This is a genomic window from Massilia sp. MP_M2 (assembly GCF_039123635.1).
In the GTDB taxonomy this organism is placed as follows: domain Bacteria; phylum Pseudomonadota; class Gammaproteobacteria; order Burkholderiales; family Burkholderiaceae_D; genus Telluria.
Genome location: NZ_JBCHJF010000011.1, coordinates 145625 through 157670, shown reverse-complemented (window position 1 = coordinate 157670; position 12046 = coordinate 145625). Strand labels below are relative to the sequence as shown.

The following is a 12046-nucleotide window of genomic DNA, read 5'->3' as shown; positions in this document are numbered from 1 at the left end:
AAATAGGGCAGAGCTTTGAACTGATGAGTAGTCCCGTGGTCCAACCCCTGTCGCCAACGTCAGGAGTCGATCATGAAAGCGCCCCGTTTCAAGCGTTGGTTCGCCAACTTGCCGTCGCTGAACGGGCCACAGCGCCGGCAAGTGCTTGATGCCCTGCATCCTGCAGCCGGTCTCGACCAAGTTGTCGCGCTGATCGCGCAAACGCGGGCGCCAGGACGCTGCTGCCCCAGCTGCGGCAACGAACGCTGTCACCGGCACGGATTTGCCAACGACCTGCAACGTTTTCGCTGTTGCCTCTGCGGTCGCACCTTCAATGACCTGAGCGGCACGCCGCTGGCGCGACTCCGGCTCAAGGGCAAATGGCTCGCGTATTCGCAAGTGCTGCTCGATTCACTGCCCGTGCGCAAAGCGGCAGACCGGGTCGGCGTGCACCGCAATACTGCTTTTCGCTGGCGCCATCGCTTCCTGCAGTGGGTCAAGCTCGACCGGCCGGCATCCCTCAACGGCATCGTCGAAGCCGACGAAACGTTTTTGCTCGAATCTCAAAAAGGGTCGCGCACGCTCGATCGCCCCGCGCGCCGGCGCGGTGGGCGCGCCACCAGACGCGGCATTTCCCGCAAACTGGACTGCATCCTGGTAGCGCGCGACCGCAACGGGCGCACGCTCGACGCTGTAACGGGCCGCGGTGCGCTGAAGGCGGCACAACTCGAACGCGACTTGCTGCCCAGGCTCGATCCGCAGGCGCTGCTGGTAAGTGACAGCAACGCCGCCTATCGGGCCTTTGCACGCAAGCACAAGATCGCGCATGAAACGATCAATCTGCGCGCCGGTGTGCGGGTCAAGCGCGGGCTCGCCGGCGCCATCCATGTGCAGAACGTGAATGCCTATCACGCGCGCTTCAAGGCCTGGCTGCTGGGTTTTCGCGGCGTGGCATCACGCTATCTGAGCAATTACCTGGGCTGGCGCTGGGCCCTGGATGGCGGTCGAGTCACTTCACCAGAACAATTGATGCGCATTGCAACCAGTGTCATCAATAGATAATGCTGACTGCGCCACCGCTAGGGCCAACTACACCTGCATGTTCATGATGTCCTGATACGCGGACATCATCTTGTTGCGTACCTGCACAGTTGCCTGGAACGCGATGCTGGACTTCTGCATCGCCACCATCGTGTCCGACAGGCTGACCGTGTCGTCGCCCATCGTAAACCGCTTGCTCATGGCTTGCGCCTCGGCCGAACGGTCGCTCACGCCCTGCAGCGTGCTGTGCAGGGCTTCCGCAAAGTCGAGCTTGACCGCGGATTTGCCCCCGATCGCGCTCGCGCCGCCCATCCCATTGGTCACCTCGGGCGCCGCCGACGCCTTGGTCGCTGCCGCCTTGAGCTGCTCCATCATGGCCTGGATCCGGCTTGTGTCAATCCCGCCGATACCGCCAATACTCATCTCGTCCTCCGTTCGTTATTGCCTTGTGAATGATCCAAAGATGCATTCAGAAAACTACTCAGGAAACAAGATTACCAGCGCGTCAGCAAATCTGACCTGTGAATCAGGCCCGTAAACGCCCGCTATTTCGGGGTTTGAATGTTGCCCGGTGGCTCCATAATGCAGGCTATCCCACCCATTTTGACCAGGCCCCTCCACCATGGCAGCAACTGCTGAAAACCTTATCGACACGCCACCAGGCACGCCGGCCCCCGCTACCCCGTCGTTTTTCCAGACGACCATGGGCAAGCGCGTTGTCACAGGCGGCGGCGTCGCGCTCATCCTGGCGTTGATGATGGCGGTCTGGATGTGGAGCCAGGCGCCGGAGTACCGGATCCTGTTCGCCAATTACAGCGACCGTGACGGCGGCGCCATTACCGCGTCGCTCGACCAGATGGGTGTGCAATACAAGTTTTCGGAAGGCGGCAACGCGATCCTCGTGCCGTCCGAGCAGATCCACGACCTGCGCCTGAAGCTCGCAGCCCAGGGCTTGCCGAAAGGCGGCAACGTCGGCTTCGAGCTGATGGAAAACCAGAAGCTGGGCGTGTCGCAGTTCCTGGAACAGGTCAATTACCAGCGCTCGCTCGAAGGCGAGCTGGCGCGTTCGATCCAGTCGCTGGGCTCGGTCGCCGCAGCGCGCGTCCACCTGGCGCTGCCGAAACCGTCGGTGTTCGTGCGCGACCAGCAAAAGCCGACCGCGTCCGTGCTGCTGAACCTGCAACCGGGCCGCGCGCTCGATCCGGGCCAGGTCAGCGCCATCGTCCACCTGGTCGCCTCGAGCGTGCCGGAACTGACCACCGGCAACGTGACCGTCGTCGACCAGAACGGCGCGCTGCTGTCGGATACCAGCAACAAGGGCGCGGGCGGCAAATTGCTCGATCCGACCCAGCTCAAGTATGTCGACCAGGTCCAGCAGAACATCATCAAGCAGGTCGAGTCGATCATCAAGCCGCTCGTCGGCGAAGGCAATGTGCGCGCCGAAGCCACCGCCGAAGTGGACTTCGCCCAGGTCGATACCGCCGCCGAAATGTACAAGCCGAATTCGCCACCCGAGCCGCAGGCGATCCGCAGCACGCAGAGTTCGGAAATGGTCGGCGCGGGCGGCGCCGCCTCCGGCGTGCCAGGCGCGCTGTCGAACCAGCCGCCGGGCGTGAATACGGCGCCGATCCAGGGTGCGCCGCCGGCCGAAGCGGCCGCACCGACCGCACCGACCAGCAAGAACTCGACCACGAATTACGAAGTCGACAAGACCATCCGCTACGAGCAGCGCCCGATGGGCGGCATCAAGCGCCTGACAGTCGGCGTGGTCGTGAATCACCGCCGCAGCGTCGATCCGGCCACCGGCAAGGTCACCGTGCGTCCGCTGGCTGCGGCCGAGGTGGCCCAGATCAATGAGCTGGTCAAGCAGGCCATGGGCTACAACCAGGCACGCGGCGACACGCTGAACGTGACCAACGCGCCATTCGACGGCGTGGACAAACCGGCCGAAGCAGTGGTAGAACCGACCTGGTGGAGCGATCCGGCGAACTTCCCGCTGTTCAAGGATCTGGCCCGCTATGCATTCGTGGCTGCCGTGATCGCGTTCCTGTACTTCCGCTTCCTGCGCCCGCTCTTGCGCCCGGCCATCAAGAAGTTCGACGAAGCCACCGCCGTACCGGAAGAGCCGAAGGAAGAAGAAAAGGACGAGAACGCCGAAGACGAAGTCGCCGATACGCCGGCCGAAGAAGCGATCAAGGAAGAAGAAAAGATACGCCAGGACATGGGTTACCGCGCCAACCTGAAAATGGCGCAAGAGCTGGCAAACAAGGATCCGCGCATCGTCGCCAACGTGATCAAGGGATGGTTGGGTTCAAATGAGTGATAAAGACAAAGACAATACCAACAAGGCCGCTATCCTGATGCTGGCCCTGGGCGAAGCCGAAGCGGCCGAAGTGATGAAGTACCTTGGCCCGCGTGAAGTGCTCAAGCTGGGCGCCGCGATGGCGCAAATGAAAGCCGTGCAGCATGACCAGGTGGTCACGGTGCTCGAAGACTTTGTCACCGAGACCAATCTGCACTCGACCGTGGGGCTGGATTCGGACGAATACATCCGCCAGGTGCTGACCAAGGCGCTGGGCGACGACAAGGCGGCCGTGCTGCTCAACCGTATTCTGGGCGGCAAGGACGCATCGGGCATCGAGAGCCTGAAGTGGATGGACTCGGTGTCGGTGGCCGAACTCATCCGCAACGAGCACCCGCAGATCATCGCCACGATCCTGGTCCACCTCGAGCGCGACCAGGCCTGCGAAATTCTGGCAAACTTTACCGAACGCCTGCGCAACGACGTGGTGCTGCGCATCGCGACGCTCGACGGCGTGCAGCCGGCGGCGCTGCGCGAACTGAACGACGTGCTCACCAAGCTGTTGTCGGGCAATGAGCACATCAAGAAGTCGTCGCTGGGCGGTGTGCGTACTGCGGCCGAGATCTTGAACTTCATGAGCGGCGAGCAGGAATCGGCCGTGATGGACAACATCAAGAACTACGACAACGACATGGCGCAGAAGATCATGGACGAGATGTTCGTGTTCGACAACATTATCGACATCGACGATCGTGGTATCCAGTTGCTGCTGCGTGAAGTACAGTCCGACATGCTGATCATCGCGCTCAAGGGCGCCTCGCAGGATTTGCGCGAAAAGGTGTTCAAGAATATGTCGCAGCGTGCCAGCGAAATGATGCGCGAAGACCTGGAGTCGAAAGGTCCGGTGCGCTTGTCTGAAGTGGAATCCCAGCAGAAGCAGATTCTGCAGATCGTGCGGCGGCTGTCCGATGAAGGCCAGATCGTCCTGGGTGGTAAAGGAGAGGATTCGTTCGTCTGATGGCAATTTCAAAAGAACAGCAGAGCGCCTACCAGCGCTGGGAAATGGCCTCGTTTGGCGACGAGCGCCCCAGCACGCTTGCCCGGCGCGCTGCTGAAGCGTCACCACCGGCGGGCGTGTCCATCAATGGCCTCGACCTGCCGCCGAACATCATGCTGCCCAGCGTCGAAGAACTCGAGGCAATGCGCGAGGCGGCGCGCCAGGAAGGCTTCGAGCAGGGCCTGGAAGAAGGCCGCACGCAGGGCCACGCCGAAGGTCACGCTGCAGGGCATGCCGAAGGCTTCGCCGCCGGCAGCGCCGAAGGCGAAGAAACCGCCAGGCAAGAACTCGAACAACTGCGCACGGTCGCCGCCAGCTTCGGCGACGCCGTATCGCAGGCCGACGAGACGATCGCGAAAGACGTGCTCGACCTGGCGCTGCGCCTGGCACGCGGCATGGTGCGCACCGGCCTGGACGTGCGGCCCGAGCTGATCATGTCGGTGGTACGCGACGCCATCAACCAGTTGCCGATCCTGCAGCAGCCGGCCCTTCTCATGCTCAATCCGCAAGACGCCGAACTGGTACGCCACGGCATGGCCGAAGAACTGGCCACCGGCGGCTGGCGCATCATCGAGAACGCGACGATCGCGCGCGGCGGCTGCCGCGTCGAAACGGCCAGCAACCAGATCGATGCCCAGGTCGAGGCTCGCTGGCAGCGCCTGACCCATGCGCTGGCCGCCAACGTCGACTGGCTGAGCCCATAGATGGACGACCACACCACGCTGCAGCCGCCCCAGGTGTCTTCGCACGACCGCCACACGGCGCGCTGGAAAGCGTATATCCGCGATTGCGACACACTCGTCAGCTTCGCCGAGCCGCTGCAGATTTCGGGGCGCGTCACGCGCGTGGCGGGCCTGGTCATGGAATGCGTTGGCCTGCGCCTGGCCGTGGGCGCAGCCTGCACGATCCCCACCGCCAGCGGCCAGATCGAGGCCGAAGTCGTCGGTTTCGAGGGCGAGCGGCTGTTCTTGATGCCACAAAGCGACACCGAGGGCGTCGTGCCCGGTTCGCGCGTGTTTCCCGTCGAAAGCGTGCTGCCGCCACCGGGCAGCGTACCGCACGGGCGGCGCCGGCCGCAGGACCGCGCACGCCACCTGCCGGTGGGCATCCAGCTGCTGGGCCGGGTCGTCGATGGCGCCGGCCGGCCGCTCGATGGCCTCGGCCCGCTCGGCACGTCCGACATGGCGCCACTGAACGCACGCCCCGTCAACCCGCTCGACCGCGCGCCGATCAAGGACACGCTCGACGTGGGCGTACGCGCCATCAATTCGATGCTGACGGTCGGCCGTGGCCAGCGTCTGGGTCTGTTTGCCGGTACCGGTGTCGGTAAATCGGTCCTGCTCGGCATGATCGCGCGCTACACCGAAGCCGAGATCATCGTCGTCGGCCTGATCGGCGAACGGGGCCGCGAGGTCAAGGAATTCATCGACCAGATTCTGGGCCCGGAGGGCCGCGCGCGCTCGGCCGTGGTCGCCGCGCCCGCCGATTCGCCACCGCTCTTGCGCCTGCAGGGCGCGGCCTACGCCACCGCCATTGCCGAATACTTCCGCGACCAGGGCAAGAACGTCATGCTGATCATGGATTCGCTGACCCGTTACGCGATGGCGCAGCGCGAAATCGCGCTGGCCATCGGCGAGCCGCCGGCGACCAAGGGCTATCCGCCGTCGGTGTTTGCCAAGCTGCCGGTGCTGGTCGAACGGGCCGGCAACGGGATGGAAGGCGGCGGCTCGATCACGGCCTTTTACACCGTGCTGTCCGAGGGCGACGACCAGCAGGATCCGATCGCCGATGCCGCGCGCGGTATTCTCGACGGCCACATCGTGCTCAACCGCCAACTGGCCGAAGCCGGTCACTACCCGGCGATCGACATCGAACAATCGATCTCGCGCGCCATGCATTCGATCACCACGCACGAGCACCAGCTGGCGGCGCGCAAGCTCAAGCAGTTGTATTCGCGCTACCAGCGCTCGCGCGACCTGATCAGCGTGGGCGCCTACGCAGCCGGCAGCGATCCGGTGCTCGACATGGCCATTGCCAAGAACACCGAGATCGAGGAATTCCTGTGCCAGGAAATGCACGACAACGCCTCGCTTCCCGAGAGCTTGGGGCGATTGACCTCGCTATTCTAGTGATTGCGGGCAACGTCATGACGGTAGAATGTGATTCACCATGGCACAAGCTTCCGCTCTCGAAACACTGATCGACCTGGCGCAGCGCGATTCCGACGCGGCTGCCAAGCGGCTCGGCGCGGCCCTGAAACTGGTCGAGGACGCCGAGCAGAAGCTGGACATGCTGGTCGGCTACCGCGACGAATACGCGCGCAAGCTCGATACCGCCCAGATGGACGGCATCACGCCTTTCGCGTACCACAACTTCGTTGCCTTCATCGGCAAGCTGGACCACGCATTGAGCGGCCAGCGCGAGGTGCTCAAGCATGCGCAGAACAAGGCGACCTTCGAGCGCACGACCTGGCAGGACAGCGAGCGCAAGCGCCTGTCGTACCGCACGCTGAACGAACGCGCGGCAAGCGAAGCACTCAAGGTCGAGAACAAACGCGACCAGAAACAGATGGATGACCACGCAGCCCGTGGCGCCCGTTACAAACAACGCTGAACCCACGTCGAAATTCGAGCCCACCATGACGATGCAGACCAACACCCTCCCGTTCCAGGTCACCGGCGCCAACCCAACGGCCCAGCGCCCGGCCACGCCGGATCGCCTGGCCGACACGGCGCGCGGCACTGGCGCTTTCAGTGCCACGCTGAACCGTGAAATGGCGGCGCGCCAGCCGGCTGCAGCGCCACCGCAAGCGGCAGCGTCGCAACCGAAACCGGCGCAGGGGCCAAAGCCGGCACAGGCGCCAAAGCCGGCGGGCACCGACAAGCCAACCAACAGCGAGCCCGTGCGCGACGGCCCGACCCGTTCGAGCATCCGCCCGCCAATGCACGACGGCGACGCCAAGCCCACACAAACGGCCAGCAGCGACAGCACGGACGCGGCAAGCGACGCCGCCGACGCGGCAGCAGCAGCGGAAGCGGCTGCAGCGGCCGCCACGACGCCGGTCACCGACATGCTCGCCTTCATGGCCAGCCTGACCCAGCCGGCCAGCACGGCAGCCACCGTGAGCACGGACGCCGCCGCCGCCGGCGCCGCCACGCAAGGCGACGCCCAACTGACGGCGCTCGAAACGGCGCTCGACAATCTGAAAGCCGCGACCACCGGCGCTGCAGACGCCACCGACGACACGAGCACCGGCGCCGGCGGCAAGGGCCAGTCGCCCGCCGGCGGCGTGCAGCAGGCGCCGGCCGAACTGCGCACCACGCAAGCGCCCGGCGCCGCGCTGCCGCAGGGCGAGCAGGACGTTGGCCAGTTCCAGGCCCAGCTGCGCGAGACCCAGCAACAGCAACAGCCACTGCCAGTGGCCGAAGAAGCCCCGGCCCCGCTGGCCGCGCTGCAGGCCCAGGCAGCCAAGCTCGATGCAACAGGCAATCCGGCGCTGCCGGGCGACCGCATCCCGGCGCGCCTGGGTACCCAGGCCTGGGACAACCAGGTCAGCCAGCGCATCGTGTACATGGTCGGCAAGGAACAAGCGGCCACGCTGACCTTGAATCCGCCCGACCTGGGCCCGGTGCAGATCGTGCTGAACGTGACCAACGACCAGGCCACCGTGGCCTTCTCGTCCGACCAGCTCGACGTGCGCCAGGCGCTTGAAAACGCCCTGCCCCGCCTGCGCGAGATGATGAGCGAAAGCGGCATCGCACTGAGCAACGCGACGGTCGACGCCAACGTGCACGACGGGCGCCAGCAGCAGGACACGAACCGCCGCGCGCAGGGCGGCCAGGGCGGCACGGGTGGTTTGACGGGCGATGGCCAGGATGCCGCGCCGGCCGTGAACGAGGTCGCGCCGCGCACGCGCACGGTGTCGATTGGCGAGCGTGGCATGGTCGATCTGTTTGCCTGACGCCGCACTGGCGTCGACGGGGCGGCCGCGCGGCCGCCCTTTTCTATTCTGTCATCGCGCGTCAGCAACAATCACACGGATTACCACGGCTTCCCCCCTCTTTTCGAGGCTTGCCGGGACGCATCTTTCCGCGACAATGCCATAATGACGAACCCTCACCAACCAGCGACAACGACACATCTTGAAAGCGAATCCGAAAATGAAAGCTGATCCGAAAGCGGACACCGCAGCGGCACCTTCCGGCTCGAAGAAAAAGCTGATCATCATGATCCTCGCTGCCGTGCTGGTGCTGGGCGCAGGCGGGGGTGCGGGCTGGTACTTCACGCAGGGCGCAGCCGCGCATGGCGAAGAAGAAGAAGCGCCGGCCAAGGAGACCAAGAAAAAGAAAAAGAAGAACCCGGAAGCCAAACCCGAATACGTGCCGATCGAATCGTTCACCGTGAACCTGCAGCCGGAAAACGGCGAACAGTATTTGCAGGTACAGTTCACGCTGCAAGTGGCGGGCCCCGAGCAGGCCACGCTGGTCAAGGACAATATGGCCATCGTGCGCAATCGCATGCTGCTGCTGCTGTCGAGCAAAAAGGCATCCGAGATCAGCACTGTCGAGGGCAAGCAACAGCTCGCCACCGAGATCCGGACAGCCACTACCGAACCCTTCGAGAAAGATGGCGACGAGCAGGAAGTGTCCGACGTATTATTCACCTCGTTCATCATCCAGTAAATCCAGACAAACATGGCCGATAATTTCCTCTCCCAGGAAGAAGTCGATGCCCTCTTAAAAGGGGTCAACGGCGATCAGGACGACATCTCGGCGCCTGAAGACACCTCGGGGGTCCGCACCTATAACCTGGCAACGCAGGAGCGCATCGTGCGCGGCCGCATGCCGACGCTCGAGATCATCAACGAGCGTTTCGCCAGGTATTTGCGGATTGGGTTGTTCAACTTCCTGCGCCGCAGCGCCGAAGTATCGGTCGGCTCGGTGCGGGTATCGAAGTACAGCGAGTTCATCCGCAACCTCGTGGTCCCGACCAACCTGAACCTGGTGCACATGAAGCCGCTGCGCGGCACGGCGCTGATGGTGCTCGATCCGGGCCTCGTGTTCCTGCTGGTGGACAATCTGTTCGGTGGCGACGGGCGCTTTCATACCCGCGTCGAAGGCCGCGATTTTACGCAGACCGAGCAGCGCATCATCATGCGCATCCTCGACATCATCTTCGAGGCCTACGCCAAGTCGTGGGAGCCGGTGTTCCCGGTCGAGTTCGAGTTCATCCGTTCCGAGATGAACACGCAGTTCGCCAATATCGCCACGCCGAACGAAGTGGTGGTGTCGTGCACCTTCACGGTGGAGCTCGGCTCAGTGTCGGGCCAGATCCACTTCTGCATGCCCTATTCGATGATCGAGCCGATCCGCGATGCACTGACCTCGAGCCTGCAGGGCGAAGCGCTGGAAGTCGACAAGCGCTGGGTGCGCCTGATGACGCAGCAGATCCAGGTCGCCGAAGTCGAGCTGGTCGCGGTGCTGGGTCACGGCAAGGCCAACTTCGACGAAATCCTCAACATGAAGATCGGCGACGTGATCCCGATCGTGGTGCCCGAGATGGTGCAGGCCACGGTCGACGGCGTGCCCGTGATGGACTGCAGCTATGGCGTCTTCAGCGGGCAATATGCGCTGAAGGTCGAGAGGCTGCTTGCCAATAGCGACACATTCAACAAGTAATCGGTATATTGGCGAAGCGCACCGCGCCGCTCGCCATGCATCACAGGAGAACACCATGTCCGACAACCAGGAAGACCAGGAACACATCGACGACGATTGGGGCGCAGCCATTGCCGAGCAGGCCGCAGCCGAAGCGGCAGCACTCGAACGCCAGGCGTCGCCCTTAGGCGCCACACCAGTGGCCGCGGCAGCCGTGTTCAAGGATTTCTCGAACAAGGGCGCGCGCAACGAAACGCCGAACGATATCGACTTCATCCTCGACATCCCGGTGCAGCTGACGGTCGAACTGGGCCGCACCAAGATCGCCATCAAGAACCTGCTGCAACTGGCGCAGGGTTCAGTGGTCGAGCTCGACGGTCTGGCGGGTGAACCGATGGACGTGCTGGTCAATGGCTGCCTGATCGCCCAGGGCGAGGTGGTGGTCGTCAACGACAAGTTCGGCATCCGGCTTACCGACATCATCACGCCATCAGAGCGCATTCGCAAACTCAATAAATGATCGCACGCCGCGCCGCCGCCAGCTATCTAACGACCATTGCGGCGCTGCTGCTGGCGGCGCCGCTCGCGCTGGCGCAGCCAGCGGCGCCAGCGCCCGATACCACAGCCAGTCGGCCGGCCACACAGGCCAGCGACACCACGACCGGCCGGCCGGCTGCACCGGCTGTGCCGGCGCCGGCAACCGCACCGGCCACCGCACTGGCCACCGCACCGGCCACCATTCCTGCCGCTACCGCGCCGCCGCTGGCCGCGCTGCCGGGCGATGCTGCCGTGCCTGCCGAGCCTGCAGTGCCTGCAGTGCCTGCCGGCACGGTGACGACGACGGCGCCGTCCACCACCACCACCGCCCCTGCGATCATGCCGATGCGCCCGCCGCCGCAAGTCGCGCTGCCGGCCTCGGGCGGCCCCGGCGCAGCCGGCCTGCTGCAAACCATTTTCGCGCTGCTGCTCGTGCTGGGCCTGTTGATCGGCCTGGCCTGGCTGCTCAAGCGCTACGGCCCCAGGCCGGGCGGCGGCCTGGCCAACCTGCGCGTGGTCGGCGCATTGAACCTTGGCGGGCGCGAACGCATCATGGTGGTGGAAGTGGGCGACCAATGGATCGTCGTCGGCGCCGCACCGGGCCGCGTAAATGCCCTGCACACGATGCCGCGCCAGGACGTCGACCTTGGCGCGAACACGGGCGCGGCACATGGCAGCATCCCGGCCACACGCTTTGCCGACTGGCTCAAGAACACGATGGACAAACGCAATGCGTCATAAACACCTGTGGCTGGCTGCTGGCCTGGCCCTGCTGCCGCTGATCGCGGCCGCCCAGCCCGGCATCCCGGCGTTCCAGAGCAGCCCGGCGGCCAACGGCGGCACCGCATATTCGCTGCCGGTCCAGACGCTGCTGCTGCTGACCTCGCTCACCTTTTTACCCGCCGCGCTCTTGATGATGACGAGTTTCACGCGCATCATCATCGTGCTCTCGCTGCTGCGTCAGGCGCTCGGCACCCAGACCGCGCCGCCGAACCAGGTGATGGTCGGGCTGGCGTTGTTCCTGACCTTCTTTGTCATGGGGCCGACGTTCGATCGCATCTACGGCGAAGCCTATCTGCCGCTGCAGAACAACCAGATCCAGATGACCGAGGCGTTGAACCGGGGCGCGGTGCCGCTCAAGGAATTCATGATCAAGCAGACGCGCGAGTCCGACCTGGCGCTGTTCGTCAAGATTTCGCGTTCGCCGGCCCTGCAGGGCCCCGAAGACATTCCGCTGCGCGTTCTGATTCCTGCGTTCGTCACGAGTGAACTCAAGACGGCATTCCAGATCGGCTTCGCGATCTTCATCCCGTTTTTGATCATCGACATGGTGGTCGCGTCGGTCCTGATGGCAATGGGCATGATGATGATGTCGCCGGCCGTCATCGCGCTGCCGTTCAAGCTGATGCTGTTCGTGCTGGTCGACGGCTGGCAACTGCTGCTGGGTTCACTGTCCCAGAGTTTCTACTAGAG

Annotated in this window: 13 protein-coding genes; 12 read left to right on the top strand and 1 reads right to left on the bottom strand. The window is 64.3% G+C overall.

Annotated elements, in window-relative coordinates:
• Nucleotides 1-72: 72 nt before the first annotated feature.
• Nucleotides 73-1041 carry an IS1595 family transposase gene (locus tag RCH14_RS20880; protein WP_343028015.1) on the top strand — a complete coding sequence of 323 codons (969 nt, stop codon included), beginning with the start codon at nt 73-75 and terminating at the stop codon, nt 1039-1041.
• 27 nt (nt 1042-1068) lie between these two features.
• On the opposite strand, the gene fliE is transcribed toward RCH14_RS20880, so the two are convergent.
• Nucleotides 1069-1443, bottom strand: coding sequence for a flagellar hook-basal body complex protein FliE (gene fliE / locus RCH14_RS20875; protein WP_343028014.1), 375 nt, complete (start codon nt 1441-1443; stop codon nt 1069-1071).
• Between the two features lie 199 nt (nt 1444-1642).
• Here fliE and fliF point away from each other — a divergent pair, with 199 nt between their 5' ends.
• The 11 genes from fliF (at nt 1643) to fliP (ending at nt 12044) form a co-directional block, all read left to right on the top strand.
• Nucleotides 1643-3343, top strand: coding sequence for a flagellar basal-body MS-ring/collar protein FliF (gene fliF / locus RCH14_RS20870; RefSeq protein ID WP_343028013.1), 1701 nt, complete (start codon nt 1643-1645; stop codon nt 3341-3343).
• Nucleotides 3336-4340, top strand: coding sequence for a flagellar motor switch protein FliG (fliG, locus tag RCH14_RS20865; RefSeq protein WP_343028012.1), 1005 nt, complete (start codon nt 3336-3338; stop codon nt 4338-4340). Before fliF ends, fliG begins: the two co-directional genes overlap by 8 nt.
• Entirely contained in the window at nt 4340-5083 is a 744-nt protein-coding gene (gene fliH / locus RCH14_RS20860) for a flagellar assembly protein FliH (protein WP_343028011.1), read from the top strand. The genes fliG and fliH overlap by 1 nt, the downstream gene beginning before the upstream one ends.
• Complete coding sequence (gene fliI, locus RCH14_RS20855; RefSeq protein ID WP_343028010.1) at nt 5084-6508, top strand: flagellar protein export ATPase FliI; 1425 nt, start codon at nt 5084-5086, stop codon at nt 6506-6508.
• Between the two features lie 40 nt (nt 6509-6548).
• A complete protein-coding gene (gene fliJ / locus RCH14_RS20850; RefSeq protein WP_343028009.1) occupies nt 6549-6992 on the top strand; it encodes a flagellar export protein FliJ in 444 nt (147 codons plus the stop codon).
• Nucleotides 6993-7017: 25 nt separating this feature from the next.
• The gene (locus RCH14_RS20845) at nt 7018-8340 is read left to right on the top strand and encodes a flagellar hook-length control protein FliK (RefSeq protein ID WP_343028008.1); all 1323 of its coding nucleotides are present in this window, start codon (nt 7018-7020) and stop codon (nt 8338-8340) included.
• Between the two features lie 199 nt (nt 8341-8539).
• Entirely contained in the window at nt 8540-9061 is a 522-nt protein-coding gene (fliL, locus tag RCH14_RS20840) for a flagellar basal body-associated protein FliL (RefSeq protein WP_343028007.1), read from the top strand.
• 12 nt (nt 9062-9073) lie between these two features.
• Complete coding sequence (fliM, locus tag RCH14_RS20835) at nt 9074-10057, top strand: flagellar motor switch protein FliM (protein WP_343028006.1); 984 nt, start codon at nt 9074-9076, stop codon at nt 10055-10057.
• Between the two features lie 55 nt (nt 10058-10112).
• A complete protein-coding gene (fliN, locus tag RCH14_RS20830; protein ID WP_343028005.1) occupies nt 10113-10556 on the top strand; it encodes a flagellar motor switch protein FliN in 444 nt (147 codons plus the stop codon).
• Entirely contained in the window at nt 10553-11314 is a 762-nt protein-coding gene (gene fliO / locus RCH14_RS20825) for a flagellar biosynthetic protein FliO (RefSeq protein WP_343028004.1), read from the top strand. The genes fliN and fliO overlap by 4 nt, the downstream gene beginning before the upstream one ends.
• Entirely contained in the window at nt 11304-12044 is a 741-nt protein-coding gene (fliP, locus tag RCH14_RS20820; protein ID WP_343028003.1) for a flagellar type III secretion system pore protein FliP, read from the top strand. The genes fliO and fliP overlap by 11 nt, the downstream gene beginning before the upstream one ends.
• Nucleotides 12045-12046: the final 2 nt, after the last annotated feature.